Annotated in this window: 2 protein-coding genes; both read right to left on the reverse strand. The window is 35.0% G+C overall.

Going from position 1 to position 1,439, the window contains the following annotated elements; all coding sequences use genetic code 11:
• Positions 1 to 31: 31 nt before the first annotated feature.
• The gene (locus tag T530_RS0111970) at positions 32 to 952 is read right to left on the reverse strand and encodes an IS3 family transposase (RefSeq protein ID WP_156011646.1); all 921 of its coding nucleotides are present in this window, start codon (positions 950 to 952) and stop codon (positions 32 to 34) included.
• Positions 856 to 1,439: helix-turn-helix domain-containing protein (locus T530_RS0111975; RefSeq protein ID WP_215904674.1), on the reverse strand; the 584-nt coding region annotated here is incomplete at its 5' end. The genes T530_RS0111975 and T530_RS0111970, both read right to left, overlap by 97 nt.

Below are 1,439 nucleotides of genomic sequence, written 5' to 3' on the forward strand. Positions count from 1 at the left end.
TGAAGTGCACCCCAATTATTGGACACTTTAACTAGGCTGATTTTAAGGACTGATTCCTGAATTGTAAAGGGGTCAGTCCTTTTAATTTAACCTTAATTCTCTTTTCGTTGTACCAAGACAAATATTCAACCAATTCTTTTTTGAAATCTTCAACAGACTCAAACTCCTGTAAATATAAAAGTTCAGATTTTAATAAACCAAAGAAATTTTCCATTACCGAATTATCAAGACAGTTCCCTTTTCGGGACATACTCTGTCTAATTCCTTTTTCTTTCAAACGCCTCTGATAATCATACATCTGATACTGCCAGCCCTGATCTGAATGAAGAATTAGATTTGTCCCGTCAGGAATTTTCTTAAATGCCTTTTCAAGCATATCAACAGTCTGTGCATAGTTTGGACTTTCAGAAAGATTCCAACTGATTAGTGATTGGTCATGTAAATCAAGAATCGGAGACAGATAAAGTTTAGTCCCGAACAGATTAAACTGTGTAACATCTGTAACCCATTTTTCATTGGATTTTGTTGTACTGAAATCTCGTTTAAGAAGATTTGGAGCAACTTTGCCTATCTGACCTTTATAGGAATTATATTTGTGCTGACGAACTTTACAGACAATGTGTTCCTCCCGCATCAATTTCTGAATAACTTTATGATTAGTTGTCAAACCTCTGTTTCTAAACTCCAAAGTGATTCTTCTGTAGCCATAACGGCCTTTATTTGCATGATATATCTGCTGAATAAGTTCACGTTCTTTTTCGTGATTATCTTGCTTTGGATGAGATTCTGAGTAATAAAATGAACTTCTTGGTAAGCCTGTAAGTTTTGTTAAATCTGAAACATTGTATTTTGACCTTAGTTCTCTGACAGCTTCGACTTTTCTCTGTCTTTTTTCTGCTGCTGTTTCTTTCTGTCGTCTTCCTGAACTAAGGCCAGATATTTTTTTAGGTATTCATTCTCCATTCGAAGATATGCCAGTTCTTCATCTTTTGTCCATTCTTCTCTTGGTTTGTTTGGTATTAAACTTTTCTTTGGCATTTTCGAACGCCTGCCTTGTTTTTGAAACAGAGCTTCTCTACCACCGGTAATATATTTCTTTCTCCATGCACAGATTGTTCCAGAATTTGTTATACCGAAAATCAATGCTGTGGCAGAATCGGAAAGATGATGCTCTTGTTGATAGTTTAGCACTTTTAGCTTAAATTCTCCGCTAAAATGGCGCGTTGGTTCTGTAAATTTTCCATTCAATTCGTACTGAGCTATCCATTGCTCAATAATGCTATGATGAATACTATACTTTCTTTGAAGTATAAAAGCCCCATAATGCTTTGTCTTATGCTCAAGTATTATTTGCATTTTTAATTCATATGAATATTTTGACATAAAAAATGCACCTCCTAAAGCGAACTTTATTTGTCCAACTTTAGGGGTGCACTTCA

Source organism: Treponema sp. C6A8 (assembly GCF_000619925.1).
Classification (GTDB): Bacteria; Spirochaetota; Spirochaetia; order Treponematales; family Treponemataceae; genus Treponema_D.